At 53.8% G+C, this 26,358-nt stretch carries 19 protein-coding genes; 16 read left to right on the top strand and 3 right to left on the bottom strand.

The genetic code is table 11. The features are described from left to right. Positions 1 to 14 precede the first annotated feature (14 nt). The 4 genes from E6C74_RS11805 (at position 15) to trmL (ending at position 3,414) form a co-directional block, all read left to right on the top strand. Complete coding sequence (locus E6C74_RS11805) at positions 15 to 701, top strand: response regulator (protein WP_136485377.1); 687 nt, start codon at positions 15 to 17, stop codon at positions 699 to 701. Then, the gene (gene cpxA / locus E6C74_RS11810) at positions 701 to 2,080 is read left to right on the top strand and encodes an envelope stress sensor histidine kinase CpxA (RefSeq protein WP_136485379.1); all 1,380 of its coding nucleotides are present in this window, start codon (positions 701 to 703) and stop codon (positions 2,078 to 2,080) included. Before E6C74_RS11805 ends, cpxA begins: the two co-directional genes overlap by 1 nt. A 113-nt stretch (positions 2,081 to 2,193) precedes the next feature. After that, positions 2,194 to 2,811, top strand: coding sequence for a superoxide dismutase (locus E6C74_RS11815; RefSeq protein ID WP_136485381.1), 618 nt, complete (start codon positions 2,194 to 2,196; stop codon positions 2,809 to 2,811). A 129-nt stretch (positions 2,812 to 2,940) separates the two neighbouring features. Further along, positions 2,941 to 3,414 carry a tRNA (uridine(34)/cytosine(34)/5-carboxymethylaminomethyluridine(34)-2'-O)-methyltransferase TrmL gene (gene trmL, locus E6C74_RS11820; protein ID WP_136485383.1) on the top strand — a complete coding sequence of 158 codons (474 nt, stop codon included), beginning with the start codon at positions 2,941 to 2,943 and terminating at the stop codon, positions 3,412 to 3,414. A 127-nt stretch (positions 3,415 to 3,541) separates the two neighbouring features. Here trmL and E6C74_RS11825 read toward each other — a convergent pair whose 3' ends face one another. Further along, positions 3,542 to 4,033, bottom strand: a complete 492-nt coding sequence (locus tag E6C74_RS11825; RefSeq protein ID WP_136485385.1) for an FxsA family protein — start codon at positions 4,031 to 4,033, stop codon at positions 3,542 to 3,544. Between the two features lie 222 nt (positions 4,034 to 4,255). On the opposite strand from E6C74_RS11825, the gene E6C74_RS11830 reads away from it, so the two are divergent. The 5 genes from E6C74_RS11830 (at position 4,256) to E6C74_RS11850 (ending at position 14,714) form a co-directional block, all read left to right on the top strand. Beyond that, complete coding sequence (locus E6C74_RS11830) at positions 4,256 to 6,166, top strand: sensor domain-containing diguanylate cyclase (RefSeq protein ID WP_136485388.1); 1,911 nt, start codon at positions 4,256 to 4,258, stop codon at positions 6,164 to 6,166. Between the two features lie 199 nt (positions 6,167 to 6,365). Further along, positions 6,366 to 7,799 carry an aspartate ammonia-lyase gene (gene aspA, locus E6C74_RS11835; protein ID WP_136485515.1) on the top strand — a complete coding sequence of 478 codons (1,434 nt, stop codon included), beginning with the start codon at positions 6,366 to 6,368 and terminating at the stop codon, positions 7,797 to 7,799. A 350-nt stretch (positions 7,800 to 8,149) separates the two neighbouring features. Further along, the gene (locus E6C74_RS11840; protein ID WP_136485391.1) at positions 8,150 to 9,940 is read left to right on the top strand and encodes a protein-disulfide reductase DsbD; all 1,791 of its coding nucleotides are present in this window, start codon (positions 8,150 to 8,152) and stop codon (positions 9,938 to 9,940) included. A gap of 380 nt (positions 9,941 to 10,320) precedes the next feature. Beyond that, a complete protein-coding gene (gene pulA, locus E6C74_RS11845; RefSeq protein WP_136485393.1) occupies positions 10,321 to 13,902 on the top strand; it encodes a pullulanase-type alpha-1,6-glucosidase in 3,582 nt (1,193 codons plus the stop codon). 182 nt (positions 13,903 to 14,084) lie between these two features. Beyond that, on the top strand, positions 14,085 to 14,714 hold the full coding sequence (locus E6C74_RS11850) for a response regulator transcription factor (protein ID WP_136485395.1): 630 nt from the start codon (positions 14,085 to 14,087) through the stop codon (positions 14,712 to 14,714). A gap of 2 nt (positions 14,715 to 14,716) precedes the next feature. Here the strand turns inward: E6C74_RS11850 and E6C74_RS11855 are convergent, their stop codons facing one another. Then, the gene (locus E6C74_RS11855; protein WP_136485397.1) at positions 14,717 to 16,462 is read right to left on the bottom strand and encodes a potassium/proton antiporter; all 1,746 of its coding nucleotides are present in this window, start codon (positions 16,460 to 16,462) and stop codon (positions 14,717 to 14,719) included. A 395-nt stretch (positions 16,463 to 16,857) separates the two neighbouring features. Between E6C74_RS11855 and E6C74_RS11860 the strand changes: the two genes are divergently transcribed. Both E6C74_RS11860 and E6C74_RS11865 read left to right on the top strand, forming a co-directional pair. Then, entirely contained in the window at positions 16,858 to 17,124 is a 267-nt protein-coding gene (locus E6C74_RS11860; protein WP_136485399.1) for a DUF4212 domain-containing protein, read from the top strand. A 12-nt stretch (positions 17,125 to 17,136) separates the two neighbouring features. Continuing rightward, positions 17,137 to 18,840: a sodium:solute symporter family protein gene (locus E6C74_RS11865; protein WP_136485401.1), complete on the top strand. Its 1,704-nt coding sequence runs from the start codon at positions 17,137 to 17,139 to the stop codon at positions 18,838 to 18,840. 191 nt (positions 18,841 to 19,031) lie between these two features. Here E6C74_RS11865 and E6C74_RS11870 read toward each other — a convergent pair whose 3' ends face one another. Then, positions 19,032 to 19,706, bottom strand: coding sequence for a 7-cyano-7-deazaguanine/7-aminomethyl-7-deazaguanine transporter (locus tag E6C74_RS11870; RefSeq protein ID WP_136485404.1), 675 nt, complete (start codon positions 19,704 to 19,706; stop codon positions 19,032 to 19,034). 383 nt (positions 19,707 to 20,089) lie between these two features. On the opposite strand from E6C74_RS11870, the gene gmk reads away from it, so the two are divergent. The 5 genes from gmk (at position 20,090) to recG (ending at position 26,282) form a co-directional block, all read left to right on the top strand. After that, positions 20,090 to 20,713 (top strand): guanylate kinase, encoded by a 624-nt coding sequence (gene gmk, locus E6C74_RS11875; RefSeq protein ID WP_136485406.1) that lies wholly within the window; start codon positions 20,090 to 20,092, stop codon positions 20,711 to 20,713. Positions 20,714 to 20,851: 138 nt separating this feature from the next. Further along, positions 20,852 to 21,124 (top strand): DNA-directed RNA polymerase subunit omega, encoded by a 273-nt coding sequence (gene rpoZ / locus E6C74_RS11880; RefSeq protein ID WP_004728487.1) that lies wholly within the window; start codon positions 20,852 to 20,854, stop codon positions 21,122 to 21,124. 38 nt (positions 21,125 to 21,162) lie between these two features. After that, positions 21,163 to 23,283, top strand: coding sequence for a bifunctional GTP diphosphokinase/guanosine-3',5'-bis pyrophosphate 3'-pyrophosphohydrolase (gene spoT, locus E6C74_RS11885; protein ID WP_136485408.1), 2,121 nt, complete (start codon positions 21,163 to 21,165; stop codon positions 23,281 to 23,283). 146 nt (positions 23,284 to 23,429) lie between these two features. Further along, positions 23,430 to 24,116, top strand: coding sequence for a tRNA (guanosine(18)-2'-O)-methyltransferase TrmH (trmH, locus tag E6C74_RS11890; RefSeq protein ID WP_136485410.1), 687 nt, complete (start codon positions 23,430 to 23,432; stop codon positions 24,114 to 24,116). 87 nt (positions 24,117 to 24,203) lie between these two features. Further along, the gene (gene recG, locus E6C74_RS11895; RefSeq protein WP_136485412.1) at positions 24,204 to 26,282 is read left to right on the top strand and encodes an ATP-dependent DNA helicase RecG; all 2,079 of its coding nucleotides are present in this window, start codon (positions 24,204 to 24,206) and stop codon (positions 26,280 to 26,282) included. Positions 26,283 to 26,358 lie beyond the last annotated feature (76 nt).

Consider the following 26,358-nt stretch of genomic DNA (forward strand, 5'->3'; position numbering starts at 1 on the left):
TTTACGAGGCAGTTATGGCGCACATTCTTCTTATTGATGACGACACCGAGCTCACCAGCCTGTTAAAAGAGGTCCTGAGCTATGAAGGGTTTGAGGTATCCGAGGCCAACGATGGCGAAGCGGGATTACAGGCGGTGAGTGAGCAGACCGATCTGGTCCTGCTTGATGTCATGATGCCGAAAATGAACGGAATGGAAACCCTGAAAAAGCTACGTGAAAACTGGCAAACGCCAGTACTGATGCTGACCGCCAAGGGTGAAGAAATTGATCGGGTAATTGGCCTTGAGCTCGGCGCAGACGACTACCTGCCCAAACCATTCAGTGACCGGGAGCTGCTGGCTCGCATCCGCGCTATTTTGCGCCGTACCAATCCGCATCAGCCGGCCAAAACCTCCGATGTGATTGAGTGTCAGGATCTGCAACTCTACCCCGGCAAACAGGAAGCTTATTGCCAGGGTGAGCTGCTCGATCTGACCAGTACCGAATTTGCCCTGCTGACCCATTTTGTTCAGAATCCGGGCGAAACTCTGACTAAAGAGTCGCTCAGCCTGGATGTGCTCGGCAAACATCTGGCCGCGTTTGACCGTGCCATCGACATGCATGTCTCGAACCTGCGCAAAAAACTGCCCGAGCGCTGCGATGGCAAACCGCGGATTAAAACTCTGCGCGGACGCGGCTATCTGATGGTGCTGGAGGATTGATGCGCTTGCCCAAGTTCAACAACCTGTACGGCCGTATTTTTGCCATCTTCTGGTTTACCATGATGTTGGTGGTGATTGCTGTGTTGTCGCTGCCCCATCTTGATCCGCGCAAATCACGCGATATGCCGGCCGATGCTTACCAACGCATGCTGGAACAAAAAGAGGTGATCGAAGCGCGCTTTAGCGGCGATAAAAACCTGGCCCGCATCATCAAGGTACTGGAGAACCGCGCCGACGAACCGCATGAGAAAGGACCGCGCTTTTTTATTACCGATCAGGAAGGCAATATCCTCACCACGCGTAAACATCCGGATTTCAAACTGAAAGCACTACGTAACTTTACTACCAGTATCGAATCCGTGGATAAACCACAACAGCGTTTGTATGGCCGCTACATGGTTGCCGGACCGGCACCGATCAGCCTGGCAGGACAGAATTTACTGCTGTATGTCGGCCTGCGCTGGGATCAGCCGCCACCATTTCTGCTGCGCCTGTTCGATCGCCCGCTGCAGCTGTTACTGGCCGTGATGCTGGTCAGCACACCGCTGCTGCTGTGGCTGGCCTGGGCACTGAGCCAGCCGGCACAGCGCCTCGCTCAGGCCGCACAACGTGTCGCGCGTGGTGAATTTGAAGTGGATGCCAGCCTGGAAAAAGGCACCACTGAGTTTCGCCAGGCCGGACGCAGCTTCAACCAGATGGTGGAAGCGGTCAATCAGATGATTTCCGGTCAGCAGCGTTTGCTGTCCGACATCTCGCACGAGCTGCGTTCTCCGCTCACCAGACTGAGAATGGCGAATGCACTGGCAACCCGTAAACAGGGGTCCAGCCCAGAACTGGAGCGTATCGATACCGAAGCCCAGCGTCTGGAGCAGATGATTAGTGAACTGCTGGAATTATCACGTATGCAGACCAACAGCCAGATGAGCCGCGAAGTGCAGCCACTGAGCAGCCTGTGGGAAGAACTGCTCAGCGATGCCCAGTTTGAGGCCGAGCAGATGAACAAAACTCTGACCATGGAAGAGATCCCGAACCGCCATATCTCCGGCAATCCGCCGCTGCTGATGAGCGCGCTGGAGAACATAGTACGCAATGCGATTCACTACGGCCACGACAAAATAGCTGTCCACTTCTCGGTTTCAGCGCAGCAGGTGACGGTCAGCGTGGAAGATAACGGTGAAGGCGTGCCGGACAGTGAACTGGAAGAGATCTTCCGTCCGTTTTACCGTGTCTCGACCGCGCGCGATCGCCACAGTGGGGGAACCGGGCTGGGCCTGGCCATCACCGAAAGCGCCATTCGCCAGCACAGTGGTAAGATTGCCGCCAGCCGCAGCGAGCTGGGCGGTTTGAAAGTCACCTTTACCCTGCCGCTGCAGGACTGACCGAGCCGGGAGAGCGCCCGCGCTTCCGGCTGCACAAAAACCACACAAAAGACGCAGTTGATAATGAGAATGGTTATCAATATTATCTGTATTGATTGAACGGAGGATCAACTATGTCGCATACATTCCCTGAACTGCCATACGCCTACGATGCCCTGGAACCCTACATCGATGCGCAAACCATGCAAGTGCACTACAGCAAGCACCACCGCACTTACTACGATAAGTTTATGACCGCGATTAAAGGTACTGAGTATGAGCAAACCCCGCTCGATGAGTTGTTTGCACGTATTTCGACCCTGCCTGCAGCGATTCGTAACAACGGCGGTGGCTATTACAATCACATCCTGTACTGGAACTGCATGACGCCACAAGGCGGCGGTCAGCCTGAAGGCGAACTGGCCGATGCCATCGAACGCACGTTCGGCAGTTTCAGCCAATTCCAGCAACAGTTTTCCGACGCAGCCGTCAACACCTTCGGCTCAGGTTTTGTCTGGCTGGTGGTGCGTGATGGTGAGCTGGTGATCAGCTCAACCAGCAATCAGGACAACCCGCTGATGGACATTGCCAATGTGCGCGGAGAACCGATTCTGGCGCTGGATGTATGGGAACATGCTTACTACATCAGCTATCAGAACCGTCGACCTGACTACATCACCGCCTGGTGGAATGTAGTGAACTGGCAGGCCGTCGCAGAAAACTACGCCGTTGCCAGAGCTCTGGCCGCCTGATAATCCGACCGGTGGCAGCCCCTCCCCAGCTGCTGCCGTTTTTCCTTATCCGAATCGACCACTTCTCTGGGTATATCCACTTCTCTGGGTATATACTGCGGCGTTCAATCACTAAGGAACGCAAAAGCCATGTTAGACATCGCCCTGTATGAACCTGAAATTGCGCCCAACACGGGTAACATTATTCGACTGTGTGCCAACTGCGGTGCCAACCTGCATCTGATTGAACCGCTGGGCTTCGATCTGGAGGAGAAGAAGGTTCGCCGGGCCGGACTGGATTACCATGATTTGGCACGGGTCACCCGCCACAAAGATTATCAGGCCTTTCTCGATTACCTGGCTGAGCGTGGTGAATATCGCATTTTTGCCTGCACCACTAAAACGACCGGTCATCATGTCGATGCCCGCTACCAGGACGGTGATGTGCTGCTGTTCGGACCGGAAACTCGCGGACTACCGGCCGATCTGATTGCGGCTCTACCTCCTGAGCAGCGGATCCGCATTCCTATGATGCCAGAAGCACGCAGCCTCAATCTATCCAATGCCGTGGCTATCATCGCATTCGAAGCCTGGCGTCAGATGGACTTTGCCGGCGCGATTTGAGCCCCCGGCTTCCCGTCTTAACCAGGCAAAACCCGGGGATCCCTTGGAGAAACACCGGGCTGAATAAAGCAAAAGCTCCCGCAAGCGAGAGCTTTTTTAGCTTTGGGGTTATGGCAGGCCAAATGCCCTAATGACGATCCAGCTTGTCGTGATCTGAGTCGTCTTTACGCTCATACTCGCCATCAAAGGTCTGGCCACCCTGACCGTGTTGATCCGGGCCTCGCTCATACGGACCGGACTGAAATCCCCCGGCCGACATATTGGTCACCACCACTTTGGTCATCAAATACTTAGCCAGCATCGCCCGCGGGCGTGGCAGCAGTATCAGCATCCCCATGGTATCGGTCATAAAACCAGGCGTCAGCAACAGCACACCAGCCACCGCCAGCATGACCCCCTCAACGATCTGCTGAGCCGGTATTTCACCACGCTGCATACGCTGCTGCACCGTCAGCAGAGTCGACAGCCCCTGACTGCGTACCAGTGAAGCGCCAACAAATGCAGTGATCAACACCAGAGCCAGCGTCGGCCATAAGCCCAGCATACCGCCCACCTGAATAAACAGGCCGATTTCGATCACCGGCACCGCAATAAACATCATCAATAATATCGGAAACACTGTCCCTCCTTTGTTGGCTTCAACATTAGCGTTAAGGGCAATCTTGTTCAAGCAATCAGCTCACAGCCATAATATAAAAAATTATTGCCCAAGAGGAAAAAATCTATTGTAAACAATTCAACTAGATAGGCGTAAGTTATTGCTATAAAAGTAATTGTGGTTGGAAAGCCATCCGAAAGTCGACTACCTTGAATACACAGATAAAATTCAACAAGTGGCATAATGAAACGGGTTACCAATACACTAAAAAAAACGGTAATTCTGTGGCTGGGTTTAACGCTGCTCCCACTCGGCTTTTATTACCATTTATCCAATAAGGCTCATCAGTTCCTGCTCAACCAGCTTGAAGCTCAGGGCTTGCAATTTCTTTCGTTTGTGGATGCGAAGGCCAGCCGCACTCATTCTCAAATTCAAAAAAGCTTCTATCAACTCAGTCACTCACCACTGCTGGCCGACTACGCCCGTGATCGCGATCCTCGGTTGCGCCGTTATCTCGAAAGCCAGTGGTCATTAACGTCCTTTAATTCCGGCCTGTTTTATCAGCTGCGTTTTCTTGATCTTGCAGGTAAAGAAGTTATCCGCGTCGATTACACCCGGCAAATGACTCAGGCTTTTGTGGTGCCACAAGAACAACTGCAGGAGAAAGGTCATCGCGATTATTTTATTTACGCCCGCCAGCTGGCCGTCGGAGAGCAGGGCTACTTTGGTATTGATCTCGAATATGAACACGGCCTGCCCCTCATCCCCTATAAGCCAGGCTTTCGTCTCCTGTATCCGCTTGACACAGACCAGCAGCGCTTAGGCTACTTTATCGCCAACCTCGATGTGATGGCGGTCATCAAACAGATCACGGCCAACAATCAGAACCTCAGTGTCGACTTTGTCGATCGCCAGGGTTACTTCATCGTCAGCAGCGATGAAAACAGGCTGTTTGGTGACTTAATCCAAAGCCGCGCATCACTTAACCTGCCCAACGAGCACCCTGAGGTCTGGCAGGCCATGCAAGCCAATAACAACACCAAAGGCAGCCTTACCACTAAAGAGGGGCTGTTCATCTATCAGCGCTTTGATAATCAGCTATTTTCTTCGGTCGGCGGACTGATGCTGCTCACTCATTACACGCCTGATATGTTGAGTGCGATGTTCGCCCCACGCAACGCCGGGATACTCAAGGATGCCATCGTCATCTGGCTGCTGCTTGGTATTGTTTCGGTGATTCTGGCCATGTTCTGGATTGCGCACAAAAGCATTAAAATGGATAAAACCTATGCCCAGTTCGTGATTGAAAACGGCGTGGCCATTGTGTTCACCAATCGTGAGCACCGCATTTTACGCGTCAGCAAGCGCTTTTGTGACATGGTGGGAATGGAGCCGTTCGCATTGCAAGGGCGCAGTGTGCTCAACTTCTTACCTTCACGCCTCAAACAGCGTGAAATGCAGGCTGATCTGATTAACCAGGGCCACTGGGAAGGACAATATACCCTGCAAAACCCGCACGGTGATGAAGTGGTGTGTAAAACCGACGTGCGTGCCCTGAGCAGCAAGCTGAAAAAAGTGCAGTATTATGTCTATTCATTTACCGACATCTCAGACCATCATAATGCCATCATTGAGCTCAAAGAACGCAGCGAACGCGATTCGGCAACGGCTTTGTGGAACAAGAAAAAGTTCGAAAATATGCTCAACTACCACACCCGCCTGCATCAGCGTTATCCGGACGAGCCGCCAGCCTGCCTGGCCGTGATCGACATCGACTCGTTCAAAGACATCAATGATACACTGGGCCATGCGGTCGGCGATGTGGTTATTTTACATGTCGCCCAGCAGTTGCAAGCCCTGCTGCGTGATACTGATTTTATCGCCCGCATCGGCGGTGATGAGTTCGCGGTCATTATCCAGCACACCGATATCCATCAGGCCGGTAAACTGATGCAACGCGTGTGCAGTGCTATCGCCAACTGGCCGCAATATCAGGTCACCATCAGCGTCGGAGTGGCGGAAGTCACCAAGGATGCCATTCAGACCGCAACCAATGCCGACAAAGCCATGTACCGCTCCAAGCGCAAAGGCAAAAACTGTGTCTCGTTGCATGGCTTTGAAAATCTGACGGTGGTCGAACCTCAACAATCGTGATCTTTAACGCAACAAAAAGTGATCAACTTCCTGTTTTTTCTTTATGACTTGAGTATGATGTGCCACTAAAGTCAGGATCGATTTTGCAGCCAAAAACTCTGATGAACGGATTCTTAAGGCAGAAGTGGCTAACTAGTTGCAATCTAATCAGAATAATTATCTTAAGGATCCTGTTATGGCTCAAACCTCTGCAGCCCAAATGACATCTTCCCCTTCCCCAGCCACACGAATTGAAGAAGATTTACTCGGCCAGCGTCACGTTCCTGCCGACGCTTATTACGGCATCCACACCCTGCGTGCGATCGAAAACTTTAACATCTCAAATGTCACGATTTCTGATGTGCCTGAGTTTGTGCGTGGCATGGTGATGACCAAAAAAGCGGCGGCTCTGGCTAACAAAGAACTGAGCGTCGTACCGAAAGATGTTGCCAATTACATTATCCAGGCTTGTGATCTGATTCTTGAGACCGGTAAGTGCATGGACCAGTTCCCGTCAGATGTATTCCAGGGGGGGGCCGGTACTTCGGTCAACATGAACACCAACGAAGTGATCGCTAACGTCGCTCTGGAACTGATGGGTAAAGAGAAAGGTCAGTACCAGTTCATCAACCCGAACGATCACGTCAACAAGAGCCAGTCGACCAACTGCGCTTACCCGACCGGTTTCCGGATCGCGGTTTACAACAGCGTGCTGAAGTTAATTGATGCAATTGAATACCTGAAAGGCGCGTTCGAGCTTAAGAGCCAGGAATTCAAAACCATCCTCAAGATGGGCCGTACCCAGTTGCAGGACGCGGTGCCTATGACTGTAGGCCAGGAATTCCATGCCTGGTCGGTGACGCTGAACGAAGAAATCCGTGCCCTGCAATACACCTCAAAACTGCTGCTCGAGGTCAACCTGGGTGCGACAGCCATCGGTACTGGCCTGAATACCGCGCCGGGTTATCAGGCGGCTGCGGTGAAACACCTGGCACAAGTGACTGGCCTGGAAGTGGTGCCGGCAGAAGACCTGATTGAAGCAACCTCAGACTGTGGCGCTTATGTAATGACCCATGGCGCCCTCAAGCGTCTGGCGGTGAAACTGTCGAAAATCTGTAACGACCTGCGTTTGCTGTCTTCAGGCCCGCGCGCCGGCCTGAACGAACTTAATCTGCCTGAACTGCAAGCGGGCTCATCCATCATGCCAGCCAAGGTAAACCCTGTGGTACCGGAAGTGGTTAACCAGGTTTGTTTTAAAGTACTGGGTAACGACAACACCGTCTCGTTCGCAGCAGAAGGCGGTCAACTGCAGCTCAACGTGATGGAACCTGTCATTGCTCAGGCGATGTTTGAGTCGATTTCACTGCTGTCTAACGCTTGTGTGAATCTGCGTGATAAATGTATTGACGGCATTACAGTGAACAAAGAGATCTGTGAAGGTTACGTGTTTAACTCTATCGGTATCGTTACCTATCTGAACCCGTACATTGGCCACCATGAAGGTGACATTGTCGGTAAGATCTGTGCAGAGACCGGTAAAAGTGTGCGTGAAGTGGTACTGGAACGTGGTTTGCTGACCGAAGAAGAACTGGATGATATTTTCTCGGTCCAGAACCTGATGCACCCGCAGTACAAAGCCAAACGCTACGAATAAGCTGTTTGCCCCATCAGGCCCCTCGGGGCCTGATTTTTCCCCCGCGCGGCACTACTGTGACCATTGGTCAGCGGCCGCCCCGTTATCTGCTCACACCGCCCGCTGGACCGCTTGCGATAAATTCGCTTGGCGACGAAACCAAACCGGCTCTATACCGGTCTGAATGATTAAGCGAATTAAATCCGGTTCGGCTCAATCCGGTCCGCCACTTTGTTTTCCTCAGACGAGGCTCGCTGCAAAGGCCTGCAGAGATACCAATATGTCGGCGGCTTGATGAAATTTGACACAATCCGCCGAACTCAACGATAGTTCAGGTATAGTATGGGCGTTCACTTATTCAGAATATCCTAATGATGCGACTAATTTTTTCCCTAATTCTACTGCTGTGCGGCGCACTCAATGCACCCGCTTTTGCCGCATTTGGTAACAGCAACCCTTTAACACTGGGCAACAGCAACAGCCGTTTTGTCACGGTGGATGAAGCGTTTGCCTTCAGTTACTTTCAGCAAGGCAATCAAATCTACCTCGATTGGCAGGTAAAAACGGGCTATTACCTGTATCAGGATCGCATCACGCTGCAGGGTCAAGATGTGCAGACCGGTCAGGTCGAATTACCGCCGGGTGAGCCTTATCATGATGAATTTTTCGGCGACGTCACCATCTATACCACCCCGCTGTCGGTTAATATTCCGCTCAGCCAGTATCAGACCGGAGCACAACTGACCATACAGTATCAGGGCTGCGCCAAGGCTGGCTTCTGTTACCCACCTGAGACCCGGGTGATCGAGGTTAACCATTTTACAGACAGCAGCACGCCAGCATCGACCAAGCCCCCGGAGGTGAAAGCAGCAGCACTGACGCCGCCAACATCGTTGCCGACCTCACCTCAGGACTCACTGGCCTCGCAACTGGCCGCGGCATGGTGGACACCGCTGCTGTTTTTACTGCTCGGCATCGGTCTCGCGTTCACCCCGTGTGTGCTGCCGATGTATCCGATCCTGACCAGTATCGTTCTGGGTGGTAAGCCGTTGTCACAACGCCGCACCCTGTTGCTCAGCCTGGTCTATGTGCAAGGAATGGCACTGACTTATACCCTGCTCGGTTTGGTCGTCGCCCAGGCGGGTTTACAGTTTCAGGCCGCGCTGCAGCATCCGTATGTATTAATCGGCCTGAGTCTGTTATTTGTCGTGCTGGCGCTGTCGATGTTCGGGCTCTACACCATCCAATTACCCGGCAAAGTTCAGACCTGGCTGGCTGACCTGAGTAATCAGCAACAAGGTGGCAGCCTGGCTGGCGTGTTTGCCATGGGGGCGATATCCGGTCTGGTTTGCTCACCCTGCACCACCGCGCCGCTTTCCGGAGCCTTGTTGTACGTGGCCCAAAGTGGCGATTTGCTGACTGGCGGGATTGCTTTGTACGCGCTGGCGCTCGGCATGGGGATCCCGCTGATTCTGGTCGCGATGTTCGGTAACCGCCTGCTGCCAAGAGGCGGCGCCTGGATGGATCGAGTCAAAACCCTGTTTGGTTTCATTCTGCTCGCCGCTCCGGTTTTCCTGCTGGAGCGTCTGCTGCCGGAGAGCTGGTCCACTATTTTATGGTCAGCACTGGGACTGGCCGCTTTCGGCTGGCTGTACCATGTCAAAAACAGCCTGCCGTTTGCCGGCTGGAAACAGAGCCTGCTCGGCATCATTGCCATTCTTGGCTTGCTGGCCTCAGCTCAGCCAGCCCTGAACCACTGGTTTATGCCCGGCACTGCCCAGCTGCAAAACACGCCACAGATTGAGTTCACCCGCATAGCCGATGTCTCCGATCTCAATCAGCAACTAGCGACAGCACGCGCGCAAGGTAAAGCAGTCATGCTCGACTTCTACGCTGACTGGTGTGTGGCGTGTAAAGAGTTCGAGAAGTACACCTTCCACCAGCCAGATGTCGAGCAGAAACTGAGTAACTTCGTGCTGTTGCAAGCGGATGTGACCCGCAACCAGCCACAGGATATCGAACTGCTGCGTCAGTTGCAGGTACTCGGCCTGCCAACCATCGCGTTCTGGGATGCGCAGGGGCAGCCACTCGACTCAGCCCGTATCACCGGCTTCCTTCCCGCAGCAGAGTTCCTCACCCATCTGCAGCAGCATAAGCTGTAACCAAGATCTAAGCGGTCGTCTCTGCAGCCAGATATTTTAGCCGGCAAACTAAGCGGCTGAAATATCTGGTGGCTGTTGCGGCTTATGGCGCTAATACAACCAGACTGCACCGCTGTTGCGATACTGAACCCGCGCATAGTGTGCGCCGGGCAGCTCACCCTCCGGCACTCATCCCTGCCTCTCAACCTTCAATATGTGCTTAAACTCACTACAACTCATCCCACACTTCGTGATTTTTGCTCCAGGTTGCGATTTTTTCTGGCACCAAATTATCTTTGCCAAACTGACTCACACTTTGTAGACCCCGCCAGCATCTAGCATGACGACTGAATAAATCCCGGTATGGGCCGGATAAATCATAATAATCAGGAGTCAACCACGTGAACAAACCTACTCTGCCTCATTCGGTAATCTGGCAGGCGATGCTGCCGGTTATCGCCGCCGGAGTTCTGGCCGGCTGTAATTCTTCGTCTGACCCACAAGCAAAGAGCCCTACCCAGACGGTCACCGTGTATTATAAAGCCAGTGATACGGTGACGACGTTCAGTACCGACAGTAACGCCTACCAGAACGCCAGCCTGTATGTCTGGAACGATGACAACTGCAATGCCTTTGCCGGCGATACCGGCATGGCATCAGACTGGGCTCAGGGCTTAGCCCCTGATGGTATCGACAGTCAATTCGGTGCGTACTGGCAGCTCCCTGTCAATCAGGATGCCACCCAGTGTGTCAACTTCATTCCGCGCGTGGACGGCAATAAAGTCCTCGGCGAATATGATGCCAAAATCGATCTGACCCAACTCGGCACCGACAACCAGGTTTATACTCAGCAAAATGTCGCGGCTGTCTATCCGGAGTTAATCCCGCTGAATGACCTGCCCGCCGATACCACCCGCATTTATCTGCACAGTGAAGACGGCGACAGCGATAGCTTTACCCTGCATGTCTGGAATGAAGGTGAATGCACCAGCTATGCTGACACTAATACGACCTGGCCGGGTTTGGCTCCCACCGGCTTCAGCCCGACCTATGGAGCCTATTGGGATTTGCCCACCAACAGCAACAACAACTGCATCAATATCATCCCCAACAGTCATAGCAACGGCGATTACCAGACGGCCAATCTGAGTTTCGATTTTGCTCAGCAGGGCGCGATAGGTCCGATCGGATTTGTGTTTAAGGGTACCGACAAAGTTTATTATCAGCCTCTCGCCCGGTTACCTCAGACCCAGGTCGAATTGAGCGGCGCCAGTGCCATTTTTGCCGACGCGAATACCTTGCTGGTCGCATCGGCTGAGGCAACCTCCGTGGCCTTGTATTACTCAGCAGACGCCAGTATGAGCTTTGACGGCAACAGTAAAACGGTGCGTGATTTTGATGCCGTGGTCCGCTCTGCTCAAACTGCCAGTGACGGCTGGCAGAGCAGCAAACCCCACCTGGCCGGCGAGTTTCACGCCTTTCACTTTGACTTTGCTGATGCCTCGCTCGATCTGAAAACCCTGCTTAAAGGCCAGCTATGGCTGGTAGCCAGCGACAGCAGTGGTGTGATAGCCGCAACCGAAGTGCAGCCGGCCAGTGCCCTGGATGCACTCTATGCCGATGCCGCCAGTCAGCTTGAGTACGGTGCTGTCGTCAACGGCAATAGCACCAGTTTCCGCCTCTGGGCACCAACTGCGCAGTCGATAGAACTGATGGCCTATAACGCCGATAAGCAGTTGCAGGCGACGCTGGCGATGAACTGGGATGGGGCCTCAGGCAGCTGGTTTATTAACGATACCAGTCTGGGCCATGGTGATTTCTATCGTTACCGGGTCAAGGTCTACCATCCGGTGACCGATCAGGTCGAGGAGTACGAGGTGACCGACCCCTACTCACACAGCCTGGCGCTCAACTCGCAATACAGTCAGGTGGTTAACTTAGACAGTGCCGATGTTACCCCCAGCGACTGGACAACGCTCATGGCTCCTCACTCACAAAGTAATCCGGCCCAATTTGTGTTGTATGAAGTGCACGTGCGTGATTTTTCCTCTTCAGATACCAGCATGCCAGCCCAGTATCGCGGCAAGTTCAGCGCATTTACCCAGAGTGATTCCGTCTCCGTGAGCCACCTCAAAGCGCTGGCGGATGCGGGGATCACCCATCTGCATCTGCTGCCGGTCTTCGATATTGCCACCATTAACGAAGACCCGGATCAAGTGGCCGATATCGACCAGCCATTCAGTAAGCTGTGCCAACTGCAGTCAAGTGTCAGCGCCGACAGCGAATTGGGCGCTTACTGTAGCAGTAATGACACCCTGGCCGAGGTGTTCAGCGCTTTGCAAAGCGATGACAAGCAGACGCAGGCCGTGCAGCGCCTCAATGCCCTGGTGCGAGATGTCGACAGTTTTAACTGGGGCTACGATCCTTACCACTACACCGTACCGGAAGGCTCATATTCCAGCGCTCCCGACGGACTGGCCCGCATCCGCGAATTCCGCGCGATGATCATGGCGATCAAACAGGATATCGGCCTGAATGTGGTGATGGATGTGGTGTATAACCATACCAATGAAGCGGGCGTGTCCTCCAAATCGGTGCTCGACCGGATCGTGCCCTGGTATTATCAGCGCCTGAATGAGTTCTCGGGCCAGGTAGAAAACTCGACCTGCTGTTCCAACACCGCACCGGAAAACCGCATGTTTGCCAAACTGATTGATGACTCGATCACTACCTGGGTGCGCGACTACAAAATTGACGCTTTCCGCTGGGATTTGATGGGCCATCATCCGCTGACGCAAATCCAGCATACGCTGCAAGCCGCCCAGACGATTAATCCGGATGTCTACTTCTATGGTGAAGGCTGGAACTTTGGTGAAGTGGCCGATGACCGCATGTTTGTCCAGGCCAGCCAGGCTCATCTGGGCGGCACAGGTATCGGCTCATTCTCTGATCGCCTGCGTGATGCCGTGCGTGGTGGTGGCCCATTCGACAGCCAGCAAGCGCTGCGCGCCAATCAGGGTTTTGGTAACGGTATCTACGTACAACCGAATGAGCTGGCCGCGAGCGATAATTTAGCCACTGCACTACATCTTGCCGATTTGGTCCGGCTTGGCATGGCGGGTAACCTGAAAGCATTCACCTTTACTGACAGCCAGGATCACCCGATCACAGGGGCCGAACTGGACTATAACGGCCAGGCCGCCGGTTATGCCGAAGATGCGTGGGAGATTCAGAACTATGTCTCCAAACACGACAACCAGACCTTATGGGACAACAACCAATACAAAATCGACTACGCCGCGTCTGCTGACACCCGGGTACGAATGCAGGCTGTCAGCCTCTCTTCAGCCATGCTTGGCCAGGGTGTACCGTTTATTCACATGGGCAGTGAACTGCTGCGTTCCAAGTCGATGCAACGCGACTCGTACGATTCCGGCGACTGGTTCAACCGGGTTGATTTCAGTATGCAAGGCAATAACTGGGATGTCGGTCTGCCGCGCGCCGATAAAGACGGTGACAACTGGACTGTCATCCAGCAAGTGATCAACGGTGCCGGTGCGGCGGCCAAACCGGGCAGCGCACAAATCAGTGCCATGAAGCAGTACTTCACCGAGCTGACGCAATTACGCGCGTCTTCGGGACTACTGACGCTGGGTAAGGGCAGTGAAATCCTGCGCCGGGTGACATTCCACAATACCGGCAGTGCACAGATCCCCGGCCTTATCGTGATGAAGCTCGATAACAGTGGCGCGCTGTACGATGCCAATATCGATGCCGGACGCCAGGGCCTGATCGTGGTACTGAACGCGTCACCGGATGCAGTGACGGATTTTGCCGGCGTGGACGCCAGTGGCTACCAGCTGCACAGCATCCAGCAACAAGCCGGCAGCGCCTCACTGGGTTTTGGCGCCAGCATCAGCGCGGGCAAGTTGTCGGTACCGGCCTGGTCAGTCGCTGTGTTTGAAGCGCCGCTCACCAACTGATGGTCTCTGACTGGCGAGCGTAAAGCAGCGCCGGACGTACGACTCGACGTCCGGCGCTTTTCTGTTGCAATAGTCTGCCCCAAAATAGGGATATAGTTCAGACTTTTAGCGTGTGAAGATTGTCCATATTTTCAAAGCAGACAATAATTTATTCAACTTATTTGTTAAAAGTGCGCACACTCATGGACTCTACCTACACCATCATCATCGCCGATGATCATCCGTTATTTCGTAATGCCCTGTTCCAGTCGGTTCATATGGCGGTCAGCGGGGCCAACCTGCTGGAAGCGGATTCTCATGATGCGCTGCTGACGCTGCTGGAAAAAGAGCCGGAACCGGATTTGCTGCTGTTGGATCTGAAAATGCCGGGCGCAAACGGGATGTCCGGGCTTATCCACCTGCGCGCAGCATATCCGGAATTGCCGATCGTGGTGGTCTCAGCCAGTGAAGATGCGCCTGTGGTCTCGCAGGCCAAATCGCACGGCGCGTTTGGTTTTATTCCTAAATCGAGTGATATGCGCACGCTGATCAGTGCCATTAACCAGGTACTGGGCGGAGAACCCTATTTTCCGCAAGGTCTGGTGACCGACAGCAGCAGCTACAATGACTTAGCAGAAAAGATTGCCACTCTGACACCGCAGCAGTACAAGGTACTGGGCATGCTGTCCGATGGCCTGCTCAATAAGCAGATCGCCTATGAACTCAATGTCTCGGAAGCGACCATCAAAGCGCATATGACGGCCATCTTCCGTAAACTCGGAGTGAAAAACCGCACTCAGGCGGTGATTTTGCTCAACGAGTTGAACGCGTAATCTTACTCCCCCGGCTTCGTTTCCTCATCATCCGGCGGCAGACGTAAGCCCACTTTCGTTACTTTCCAGTCCACCACATCGGCCACGACCCAGTACAGCCCCTGCCATTCAAAATGGTCACCGAGTACCGGGGTGGCACCAAGGTGCTCACCAACGAGATCGCGCAATGTTTTGCCTTCAATCCCCTCACCCAGATCCAGACCGTACAGCATGGCGACATCCGACAGTCTTGCCTCGATGTCCAGGAAGAAGTCACCGAAGAAACGCGCCAGCGACTCTTTGTGCGGCGCTTCACTGAACAGACGGCTGAGCGCTTCCAGATCTTTATCCTGCGCCAGCACACACAGGGTGTCCCCTTCCTGCAACTGGGTACTCCCGGACGGATGGAACAGCTGTTTATCGCGAAATACGGCGGCAATCCGCGTCCCTTCAGGCATAAACAGATTACGCAGCGGTTCGCCGATACACCATTTGTCCTCTTTCAGGGTATAGATCAGAAGCTCCCATTCACTGGTCGGGAACACTTCAACGCCAGTGCGCGAAATCGGCTCAGGTTTGGGTGGCAACTCCACTTTGGCCAGTGCCATCGCTTTGGTCAGCGTGCCGCCCTGCACTATCAGCGAGACCATCACCACGAAGAATGCCAGGTTAAAATAGAGCTGAGCTCCGGGCAGGCCCGCCATCATCGGGAAGACCGCCAGAATGATAGGCACCGCGCCGCGCAGGCCGACCCAGGAAATGAACCATTTTTCCCGGGCGGTAAAACTGCGAAACGGCAGTAAACCAATCCAGACCGAAATCGGACGCGCAAACAGAATCATACCAAATGCCAGTGCCAGCCCCGGCAAGGCAATCGTGACCAGATTGGACGGCGTCACCAGCAGGCCAAGCACTAGGAACATGCTGATTTGGGCCAGCCAGGTCATGCCATCGAGCACGTTAAGAATCGAATGGCGACTACGGGTCGGACGGTTACCTATCAGCAGACCGACCAGATAAATCGACAAAATACCGCTGCCGCCGAGCGCATTCGACAACGCAAAAATGATCAGACCGCCGCTGACGGTTAAAATCGAGTACAGGCCTTCCGGCAGCTGATTGCGGTTAATCAGCTTCCACAGCAACCAGCCGCCAATCAACCCCAGCGCCGCACCGATACCAAATTGCTGAATAAAACTCAGCGCGAGGAAGCCGATACTGAGTTCACTGCCGCTGCTGGAGAGCACCGCAATCATGGTAACCGTCAGAAAGACCGCCATCGGGTCGTTAGTACCGGACTCAATTTCCAGTGTCGAGCCGACCCGTTCATTGAGGCTGCGCCCTTTAAGCAGAGAAAATACCGCCGCTGCATCCGTCGAGCCAACAATCGCGCCGACCAGAATGCCCTGCATTAAATCAAGGTCAAACAACCAGGTTGCCATCAACCCGGTCAGTGCGGTAGTGATGGCCACCCCGATGGTCGCCAGGGAGACCGAGGGCCAGAAAGCGACCCGGAAACTGGCCACCCGGGTACGCATCCCGCCATCGAGCAGGATCACCGCCAGGGCCAGGTTACTGACCAGATACGCGACCGGATAATTATCAAACAGAATACCACCGACACCGTCTTCACCGGCCAGCATGCCCACGGCGAGAAACACCAGCAGAATGGGAATGCCCAGTTTGGATGAGACCGGACTCAGCAACACACTGAGCGCGATCAGCAGTGCACCGACCAAAAAAAAACTGTTGATGGTAATTGCGTCCACTGTCACTCCCTCTGCTTACTGAAACCTAACAACGCACCGCTCGGTCACGGCTTATCTATTGTGCACGAAAACCGCCGCTTGTGACGAAAAGTTTGTGTAAACAAATACCTCGCGGCCTGATCGGCGGCAAGCACGCTGCCACACCGGCACCTCATACAAACTGGTCTAACCACTAATCTCATTTTATGCCGAATTAGACCTTTGGCTAATTTAACACAACATTAACAATGCACCATCCCAGTGCTACTGAGCTAATCCCCTCATTTAACACCATAAGCCGTGGTATGAGTCACGACTAAAGTTGCACAGATCCCTTGCCTTTTCGCTGCTACATTAAAAACCGTAACATTACATTAACATCACATCTACTCAGACAGCTACGGAAGGAGAAGGCTATGTCGTTCGAATCCACAGAACACGCTCAAGCCTACTGGAAGGAAAACTTGAGAATAATGGGATCGCTGCTGGCGATCTGGTTCATTGTTTCTTACGGTGCCGGCGTTTTATTCGTCGATGCACTCAACACAATCCATCTTGGCGGCTTCAAACTGGGATTCTGGTTTGCTCAACAAGGTTCGATCTACACCTTTGTCGCACTGATTTTCATCTATGTCGCACGCATGAACGCGTTAGACAAGAAGTATAACGTACAGGAAGACTAAGAGGTTTCGCACATGGATATTCAAACTTGGACGTTTTTATTGGTTGGCCTGTCATTCGCCCTGTATATCGGTATCGCGATTTGGGCCCGCGCCGGATCAACCAGCGAGTTTTATGTGGCGGGCGGCGGTGTTCACCCGGTAGCGAACGGTATGGCGACCGCGGCGGACTGGATGTCGGCAGCATCGTTTATTTCTATGGCGGGTATCATCTCGTTCATCGGTTACGATGGTGCGGTTTATCTGATGGGGTGGACCGGTGGTTACGTGCTGCTGGCACTCTGCCTGGCTCCTTATCTGCGTAAATTCGGCCAGTTTACGGTACCGGATTTCATCGGCGAACGTTACTACTCCAAAACCGCGCGTATGGTTGCGGTGTTCTGTGCCATCTTCGTCTCATTCACTTACGTGGCGGGTCAGATGCGTGGTGTGGGCGTGGTGTTCTCGCGCTTTTTGGAAGTCGACATCAACATCGGTATCGTGATTGGTATGGCCATCGTGTTCTTTTACGCTGTACTTGGCGGCATGAAAGGTATCACTTACACCCAGGTGGCACAGTTCTGTGTCCTCATTTTCGCCTTCCTGGTTCCGGCTATCTTTACCTCTATCATGATGACAGGTAACCCGCTGCCACAAATTGGTATGGGTTCAACCTCCGTCGACTCAGACGTTTATCTGCTCGATAAACTGGACGGCCTGACCCAGGAACTCGGCTTTACCGCGTATACCGAAGGCAATAAGAGTATGGTCGACGTGTTCTTTATCTGTGCGGCACTGATGGTCGGTACTGCAGGTCTGCCACACGTTATCATCCGCTTCTTTACCGTACCAAAAGTACGTGACGCGCGTATCTCTGCCGGTTGGGCACTGCTGTTTATCTCGCTGCTGTACACCACAGCACCTGCGGTCGCGGCGTTTGCCCGCGTCAACATGATCGACACCATTAACGGTCCGGATATGCAGGGGGTTGCCGCTGCGCAGGCTCCAAGCTGGTATAAGAACTGGGAAAGCACAGGCCTGGTCAGTTGGGAAGATAAAAACGGCGATGGCAAAATGTTCTACTCCGGTGACGAGCGCAACGAGATGAACATCAACCAAGATATTATCGTACTGGCCTCTCCTGAGCTGGCGAAACTGCCAAACTGGGTTGTGGGTCTGCTGGCAGCGGGTGGCCTGGCGGCTGCACTGTCAACCGCAGCGGGTCTGCTGCTGGTGATCTCAACCTCAATTTCCCATGACTTGCTGAAAAAAGGCTTCAAACCGAATATGACCGACAAACAGGAACTGCTGGCCGCGCGTGGCGCGGCGGTCGTGGCGATTGTTGCCGCCGGTTATCTCGGCATCAACCCTCCGGGCTTTGTGGCTCAGGTGGTGGCCTTCGCCTTCGGTCTGGCAGCGGCTTCCTTCTTCCCGGCCATTATCCTCGGCATCTTCTATAAGAAGATGAACAAAGAGGGCGCGATTGCGGGTATGGTAGCGGGTATTGCCTTTACGGCGGCGTACATCATCTACTTCAAGTTCATTAACCCGGCAGCCAGCACTCCGGACAACTGGTTCTTCGGTATCAGTCCTGAAGGTATCGGTACTCTGGGTATGTGTCTGAACTTTGTGGTCTCGATTGTGGTGAATAAATTCACCGCAGAAGTACCGACCGAAGTACAGGACATGGTGGAATCGATCCGCTTCCCTAAAGGTGCTGGCGAGGCACACTCGCACTAAGCTGAGCTAAGCTCAGCAAAGCAAAGCAAAGCAAAGCAAAGCAAAAAAATAGCCGTGAACAAAAAGCCCGGGTCTGAACTGACCCGGGCTTTTTCATTTGTATTGTCTCGTCCTGAAATGTGTTTACACATTGAGGACGAATTATGACTCGCCGCTTTATTTGCAACCTGTTTACTTGCCAACCGCTTCGATTACGAGCACTGCTGCAGCGCCGACGTTTGCGGCTCATTCAACCTGGTCAGCTTCGCGACCAGGTAGTTGAGCAGCACACCGTACATCGGCACAAACAGGCCCAGACTGATGATCAGCTTAAAGCTGTAATCAACCAGGGCAATTTCACTCCAGTGTTCGGCCATAAACGGATCCGGACTGTGATAAAACGCAATCGCGAAAAATGCCAGCGTATCGAGCGCATTACCGAACAAGGTAGAGGCTGTCGGCGCGACCCACCACTGCTTCATCTGACGCAGGCGGTTAAACACCTGCACATCCAGCATCTGGCCGAACAGATAGGCCATAAAGCTGGCCATCGCAATCCGGGCCACAAACAGGTTAAATTCACCCAGTGGCGCCAGGCCCTGAAACTGACCCTGATAAAAAATCACCGATAACAGGTAGGACACCGCCAGCGATGGCACCATGACCAGAAAGATGATACGCCTTGCCAGCGCCGGACCATAAATCCGCACGGTCAGGTCTGTGGCGAGAAAAATAAACGGAAAGGTAAACGCGCCCCAGGTGGTATGAAAACCAAACAGGGTAAACGGGATCTGGACCAGATAGTTACTGGACGCAATAATGATCAAATGAAACAGGACCAGAACGGTCAGGGCTTTGCGCTGTTGCGCCGACGAAAACGGACTCATATTGTACCTTTTTGGTTTGGTTTGGGGGCGAGGGAACCCAAATGGAAAACGCTGTTTCCTGATAAATTATCGTATCGGACGGCGAAAAATCAGCCAATCGCGACGGGGCGGCGATTATACCGCAATCCGCTTGTGCCGCAAGAGGCTGGCGGATGATCAATATCGCCGCCGCGCGCCGAGTCGGCAGCGTCCGCAACCAACTCGGCATGGATCAGCGCAGATGACCTTTTGCTTGAGAAGATCCTGAAGATCGTGCTAATCTTCGCCTCCATTTTTCTGACCTAAATTCAGCCTCTCAATGAGATGAACGCGGTCAGAACTGCTTTCAGGCTGCCCAACCGCCAGGTTGAGCACACGATCCCAACCAAAGTGGAACCGAACTAATGGGCAAAGGTACTCTCTATATTGTTTCTGCACCGAGTGGCGCAGGAAAATCGAGCTTGATCTCAGCATTGTTGGAACGTAACCCGACCTATGCGATGAAAGTCTCGGTCTCGCACACCACACGCGGCATGCGCCCGGGTGAACAAGATGGCGTACATTACCACTTCGTACAGAAAGAGCACTTTGAAGAGCTGATCGGCAAAGGCGAATTTCTAGAGTATGCCGAAGTGTTCGGTAACTATTACGGTACCTCACGGGTATGGATTGAAGAGACCCTGAATAAAGGTATCGATGTGTTCCTTGACATCGACTGGCAGGGTGCACGTCAGATCCGTACCCAGATGCCCCACAGCAAAAGTATCTTTATTCTGCCGCCGTCCAAAGAAGAGCTGGAGCGCCGTCTCAACGCTCGCGGCCAGGACAGCGAAGCGGTGATTGCCAAGCGCATGAGCGAAGCCCGGTCGGAAATCTCCCACTACGGCGAGTACGACTATGTCATCATCAACGATGATTTCGATGTCGCGCTGATTGACTTTAAAGCCATCATCCGTGCGGAAAGATTGAAGCAGGATAAACAAGCTGCTAAATATAGCGCTATGCTGTCTGAGCTTCTGGCGGAGTAATCCCGCCTCGCCTTAATCTGCGGTGGTTGCGCCGCAGATAAGGATTAATGAATTTGCCAGCCTGTCGCTAGTATCTCACAGCGTTAGGTTGTATACTTTCTCGTCATTCAACATTTTAGTTAACTATTTGGAGTTCTCATGGCACGCGTAACTGTTCAAGACGCTGTTGAAAAAGTTGGTAACCGTTTCGACTTGGTTCTGATTGCGGCTCGCCGCGCTCGTCAAATGCAAACTGGCGGTAAAGACTCTCTGGTGCCGGAAGAGAACGATAAGCCAACGGTTATCGCTCTGCGCGAAATCGAAGAAGGTCTTATCACTAAAGATGTGCTAGACGCGCGTGAACGCCAAGAGCAGCAAGAGCAAGAAGCGGCAGAATTGGCAGCGGTAAGCAGCATCGTGCACAACCGTTAATTCTGCCTCAGGAATTAATCAACACTCGGGCCTGAAATTTGTATCTATTCGATAGCCTCAAAGATGTTGCCCAGGAATATCTCTCAGAGCCTCAAATTGAGGCTCTGCGCCAATCTTATGTCGTGGCAAGAGATGCCCATGAAGGGCAAACCCGCTCCAGCGGTGAACCTTACATTATCCATCCCGTTGCCGTAGCCCGCATCCTGGCCGAAATGCGCCTGGATCTGGAAACTCTGCAAGCCGCTCTCCTGCATGATGTCATCGAAGACTGTGATGTCACCAAAGAAGATTTGGAGCAGCAGTTTGGTCAGGCAGTCGCAGAACTGGTTGATGGCGTATCCAAACTGGATAAACTCAAATTCCGCGATCGCAAAGAGGCTCAGGCCGAAAACTTCCGCAAAATGGTTCTCGCCATGGTGCAGGACATCCGCGTTATTCTGATCAAGCTCTCTGACCGTACCCACAACATGCGCACCTTAGGTGCCCTGCGTCCGGATAAGAAACGTCGTATCGCGCGCGAAACGCTGGAAATTTACGCCCCGCTCGCCCACCGTCTCGGTATTCACAACATCAAAACCGAGCTCGAAGAACTCGGCTTTGAAGCCTTATATCCTAACCGCTACCGCGTGTTAAAAGAGGTGGTTAAAGCGGCGCGCGGTAACCGTAAAGAGATGATTCAGCGCATCCACAACGAAATCGAAGATCGTCTGCAGGAAGTCGGACTGCCGGCACGTGTGCTCGGGCGCGAGAAAAACCTGTTCTCCATCTACAACAAGATGAAAACCAAAGAACAGCGTTTTCATACCATCATGGATATTTACGCCTTCCGCGTGATTGTCGATAGCGCCGATACCTGTTATCGCGTGCTCGGTCAGGTACACGGCCTGTACAAGCCACGTCCGGGGCGGATGAAAGATTACATCGCAGTACCTAAAGCCAACGGCTATCAGTCGATCCACACCTCTATGGTCGGCCCGCACGGCGTGCCGGTCGAGGTGCAGATCCGTACCGAAGACATGGACCAGATGGCGGACAAAGGTGTGGCGGCACACTGGTCTTACAAAGCCAACGGCGAACGTGGCGGAACCACGGCACAAATTAAAGCGCAGCGCTGGATGCAAAGCCTGCTTGAGCTGCAGCAAAGTGCCGGTAACTCCTTTGAATTCATTGAAAACGTGAAATCGGATCTGTTCCCAGACGAGATTTACGTCTTCACACCGAAAGGCCGCATTGTCGAATTACCCGTCGGCGCGACCGCGGTCGATTTTGCCTATGCCGTCCATACCGATGTGGGTAACACCTGTGTCGGCGCCCGCGTCGATCGCACGCCTTACCCGCTGAGTAAATCTCTCAAGAACGGCCAGACGGTTGAGATCATCAGTGCACCGGGCGCGCGTCCGAATGCAGCCTGGCTCAACTATGTCGTGACCTCACGTGCACGCACCAAGATTCGTCAGGTACTGAAAACCATGCGCCGTGAAGAGTCGATTTCACTCGGTCGTCGTCTGCTCAACCATGCGCTGGGTGGCCCGTCACTGAGCGACATCGGCCAGGAAAGCCTCACTCAGGTGCTGAGCGATCTCAAGATCGCCAGCGAGAACGATCTGCTGGCTGCAATTGGTCTGGGTGAGCTGATGAGCATAGTCATTGCACGTCGTTTACTTGGCGATGCAGAAGCTCTGACCGCGACCAGCAGCAATGACGGTAAGCCGAAGAAGAAACTGCCAATCCGCGGTGCGGATGGCATTCTGCTGACCTTTGCCAACTGTTGTCATCCGATCCCGGACGATTCAATCATTGCCCATGTCTCCCCGGGTCGTGGTCTGGTTGTGCACCGTGAAACCTGTCCGAACGTGCGTGGTTACCAGCGTGAACCGGACAAGTACATGGCGGTGGAATGGACCCGAGACTACGATCAGGAGTTCATTGCCGAACTGAAAGTCGACATGCAGAACCGTCAGGGCGCTCTGGCAGAACTGACCAATGTGATCTCGAAGACCGGCTCGAACATTCATGGTCTGTCGACCGAAGAACGCGATGGCCGCCTCTATACAGTGACTGTGTTGCTGACCACCAAAGACCGTGTTCATCTGGCTGGCATCATGCGTAAGATCCGCACTATGCCGTACACCCTCAAGGTACGCCGCAGAAAACACTAACTCCCGCTGCCTGATAATGCCGCGCGTCTGCGCAGTGCTTGCAGCAAGGGAAATCATGCCCTTGATAGGCCAACCTATCAGGGGCATTTTTATTCATATGGCCCGCCCGGAGGAAACGGCCATACTATTAACTGAAGAATCCGAACATGAACTCAGAGCGTTACTCCCGCATTCAGCAAGTACTGAAAGCACGCCAGACCGATTTGACGGTCTGCCTGGAAGAAGTCCACAAACCGAACAATGTCTCCGCCGTGATCCGCACCGCAGACGCGGTCGGCCTGCATAAAATCCATGCGGTGTGGCCCAATGAGCAGATGCGTACTCTCGGCCACACCTCGGCCGGTGCACGTAACTGGGTCGAAGTGGAAACTCACGACACTACGCTGGAAGCCATTCAACATCTTAAAGCACAGGGCATGCAAGTGCTGGTCACTCATCTGTCGGATCAGGCGGTCGATTTTCGCAGTATCGATTACACCAAGCCAACCGCTATCATCCTCGGCAGTGAAAAAGTCGGTATTTCCAAGCAGGCCCTGGCATTAGCGGATCAGGATATCGTCATCCCTATGGTCGGCATGGTGCAGTCACTCAATGTATCGGTGGCCGGTGCGCTGATCCTGTATGAAGCACAGCGCCAGCGTCAGGACGCCGGCATGTATCAGCGCGATGCCAGCCCATTACCGGATGAAACGATTCAGCGCATCCTGTTCGAACGTGGTCACCCAGTGCTGGCTAAAGTGGCCAAGCGTAAAGGTCTGGCCTACCCGCAACTGGATGATGAAGGGCAAATCGTTGCAGACCAAGACTGGTGGAAGGCGATGCAGAGCGCGTAATTGCGCGCTGTTCACTAATTGCCCCTGTACAAATAGACAGTCCAATGGTTGAATAGTTAACTCGTCAATGAGTATCTGGTTGAATTTATGTCGCAGCTTCTTTCCGCAATTCCGTTAAACTCACTCTCCGGAGTGGGCGCTAAAGTGGCCGAAAAACTGGAAAAAATCGGGCTGAGCAGTGTCCAGGATCTGCTGTTCCATCTGCCGCTGCGCTATGAAGACCGTACCCGGGTCTATCCCATCGTTAAACTGCACCCTGGCTTGTGGGCTGCGGTACAGGGCAAAGTGATGGCGGTCGATACCCTGTTCGGGCGGCGTAAAATGCTGACGGTCAAAATCAGCGACGGCAACGGCTCACTGACGCTGCGTTTTTTCAACTTCACTGCCGGGATGAAAAACAATTTCGCCGAAGGTAAGTTAGTGCATGCTTACGGGGAAATTAAGCGTGGCAATGGCGGGTTAGAAATTATCCACCCCGATTACAAATTCTTTGCCCCGGCACAAAACCCAGATAGCGAACCCAATCTGACCCCGGTCTACCCGGCGACTGACGGCCTGCGCCAGCTCACGTTGCGTAATCTGACCGACCAGGCTCTGGCCCTGCTCGACAAAGCCGCCGTGCAGGAATTACTGCCTGCCGGACTGTATGATCATCAAACCACGTTAGCCGAAGCGCTGCATACGATTCACCGTCCGCCGGCCGATATTGACCTCAGCCTGTTTGATGAAGGCCGCCATCCGGCCCAGATCCGCCTGGTAATGGAAGAGCTGCTGGCGCAGAACCTGTCGATGCTGGCGGTGCGCAGTAAAGGCCAGCAAGATAGCGCCCTGCCGCTGCCAGTAGCGGATACGCTCAAACAGCAGCTGCTCGCCCAGCTACCGTTTACTCCGACCAATGCCCAGGCCCGGGTGGTGAGCGAGATCGAAGCCGATCTGGCTAAACCCCACCCGATGATGCGCCTGGTGCAGGGCGATGTCGGCTCAGGCAAAACCCTGGTTGCGGCTCTGGCTGCGGTGCGGGCGATTGAGCACGGCTGTCAGGTCGCTCTGATGGCCCCGACTGAGCTGCTGGCCGAGCAGCACGCGCTCAACTTTGCCAACTGGTTTGAAAGTATGGGCATCAAAGTCGGCTGGCTGGCGGGCAAACTGAAAGGTAAAACCAAACAGGCCGAGCTGGAGCGCATAGCCAGCGGTGAAGTCAAAATGGTAGTAGGTACTCACGCCCTGTTTCAGGAACACGTGGTGTTCGATAATCTGGCTCTGGTGATCATCGATGAGCAGCACCGTTTTGGCGTCCACCAGCGTCTCGAACTGCGCGAAAAAGGTGCCCGTCAGGGCAGCTATCCACATCAGCTGATCATGACGGCTACCCCGATTCCGCGTACCCTGGCCATGACCGCCTACGCCGACCTGGAAACCTCGATTATCGACGAGCTGCCACCCGGCCGCACGCCGATTCAGACCGTCGCCATTCCCGATACCAAGCGCGATGACATCATCGAACGGGTGCGCCATGCCTGCCTGACCGAAGGCAAGCAGGCCTACTGGGTATGTACCCTGATTGACGAGTCGGAAGTGCTGGAAGCCCAGGCTGCAGCGGATACCGCCGAAGATCTGCAGCGCAAGCTGCCAGACGTCAAAATCGGCCTGGTACACGGGCGGATGAAACCGGCCGAGAAACAGGCGGTGATGCAGGCATTCAAAGACAACCAGCTCCATTTGCTGGTTGCGACCACTGTGATTGAAGTCGGGGTGGATGTACCGAACTCCAGCCTGATGATCATTGAAAATCCGGAGCGGCTGGGCCTGGCTCAGTTGCACCAATTACGCGGCCGGGTTGGACGCGGCTCTGTCGCCAGCCACTGTGTGCTGCTCTATCACGCTCCGCTCTCCAAGACCGCGCAAAAGCGCCTCGCCGTGCTGCGTGAAAGTAATGACGGTTTTATCATTGCCCAGCGCGATCTGGAAATTCGTGGTCCGGGTGAACTGCTCGGTACCAAGCAGACCGGCATGGCCGATTTCAAAATTGCCGATCTGGTTCGCGATCAGAGCCTTATTCCTGAAGTTCAGCGCATTGCGCGCCACATTCACGACCAATACCCCGAGCACGCCAGTGCGATTATTGAGCGCTGGCTCGGCGAGCGCGACGTCTACGCCAAAGCATAAGTCAAAGCATAAACAGCGCCGAACAGGCGCCGTTTGAGCGAGAACAACGGCTCTTCCCACTCCTACAGCAATCGTT

It is taken from the genome of Vibrio sp. H11 (genome assembly GCF_004804295.1).
In the GTDB taxonomy this organism is placed as follows: Bacteria; Pseudomonadota; Gammaproteobacteria; order Enterobacterales; family Vibrionaceae; genus Vibrio; species Vibrio ostreae.

Coding starts and splice junctions, on each gene's coding strand:
- trmH (WP_136485410.1), top strand. CDS start 23,430: ATGAACTCAGAGCGTTACTCCCGCATTCAGCAAGTACTGAAAGCACGC.
- E6C74_RS11840 (WP_136485391.1), top strand. CDS start 8,150: ATGATGCGACTAATTTTTTCCCTAATTCTACTGCTGTGCGGCGCACTC.
- E6C74_RS11865 (WP_136485401.1), top strand. CDS start 17,137: ATGGATATTCAAACTTGGACGTTTTTATTGGTTGGCCTGTCATTCGCC.
- cpxA (WP_136485379.1), top strand. CDS start 701: ATGCGCTTGCCCAAGTTCAACAACCTGTACGGCCGTATTTTTGCCATC.
- E6C74_RS11860 (WP_136485399.1), top strand. CDS start 16,858: ATGTCGTTCGAATCCACAGAACACGCTCAAGCCTACTGGAAGGAAAAC.
- E6C74_RS11850 (WP_136485395.1), top strand. CDS start 14,085: ATGGACTCTACCTACACCATCATCATCGCCGATGATCATCCGTTATTT.
- E6C74_RS11815 (WP_136485381.1), top strand. CDS start 2,194: ATGTCGCATACATTCCCTGAACTGCCATACGCCTACGATGCCCTGGAA.
- recG (WP_136485412.1), top strand. CDS start 24,204: ATGTCGCAGCTTCTTTCCGCAATTCCGTTAAACTCACTCTCCGGAGTG.
- E6C74_RS11870 (WP_136485404.1), bottom strand. CDS start 19,706: ATGAGTCCGTTTTCGTCGGCGCAACAGCGCAAAGCCCTGACCGTTCTG.
- aspA (WP_136485515.1), top strand. CDS start 6,366: ATGACATCTTCCCCTTCCCCAGCCACACGAATTGAAGAAGATTTACTC.
- rpoZ (WP_004728487.1), top strand. CDS start 20,852: ATGGCACGCGTAACTGTTCAAGACGCTGTTGAAAAAGTTGGTAACCGT.
- gmk (WP_136485406.1), top strand. CDS start 20,090: ATGGGCAAAGGTACTCTCTATATTGTTTCTGCACCGAGTGGCGCAGGA.
- E6C74_RS11830 (WP_136485388.1), top strand. CDS start 4,256: ATGAAACGGGTTACCAATACACTAAAAAAAACGGTAATTCTGTGGCTG.
- trmL (WP_136485383.1), top strand. CDS start 2,941: ATGTTAGACATCGCCCTGTATGAACCTGAAATTGCGCCCAACACGGGT.
- E6C74_RS11805 (WP_136485377.1), top strand. CDS start 15: ATGGCGCACATTCTTCTTATTGATGACGACACCGAGCTCACCAGCCTG.